Source organism: Arthrobacter sp. ZBG10 (assembly GCF_001238605.1).
GTDB lineage: Bacteria > Actinomycetota > Actinomycetes > Actinomycetales > Micrococcaceae > Arthrobacter.
This window is the reverse complement of record NZ_LFQH01000054.1, coordinates 1-566: the sequence shown is the minus strand read 5'-3', so window position 1 is coordinate 566 and position 566 is coordinate 1. Positions and strand designations below refer to the sequence as shown.

Here is a 566-nt window from a genome sequence, read left to right as displayed (position 1 = left end):
GCGTGGGCTCTTTGCCGTTCATGGGGCTGGACGGAAATCATCGGCCCTCCTTTCCTGGACGGTGTGGACCTCAGCGCAGGCCCGACATCTGCTGGTGCAGGACGGCGAACACTTCTTCTCGGCGTTGCTCCAACAGTGCACTGTTGAACGAACCACGGCCGCGTACTGGCCGGGAACGGGCGAGCAGCAAGCGTTTGAGTCTTTTCATCACGGAAATCACCTCCCGGGTTTTATCGTGAATTTGGGCATGACAATTAGGGTCCAATTTGCTGATGCAAAAGAGGACTAATTTGGGCATTACGGGGCCTTGCCGGAAATGCACCGAATTTCCCCACGGCAGGATATTGCCGGCGGTACAGCACCGTCCCAAGGGGAAGCTGGTTCCGATTCAGGGAGGGCGGATGGTACCGCCGCCACGCGCCAGAGTCAGCGGGACTGCGTCAGCAGAACCGGGTCTGCGATCTGGCGTGGGGAAAGTCAGGCGTCCGGGACGGCCTGCAACGGGTGCCGCGGCTTGCCAGCCAAGCGGCAGGGAACGGGCCTAGGTGTACTCGGCCAGGACGTTG

The 566-nt window shown here is 61.1% G+C and carries 1 protein-coding gene; it reads left to right on the top strand.

What is annotated here, in order from left to right:
- Positions 1–289 (top strand): hypothetical protein (locus ACU18_RS20245; RefSeq protein ID WP_231686087.1); only part of this gene is annotated, 289 nt, incomplete at its 5' end.
- Positions 290–566 lie beyond the last annotated feature (277 nt).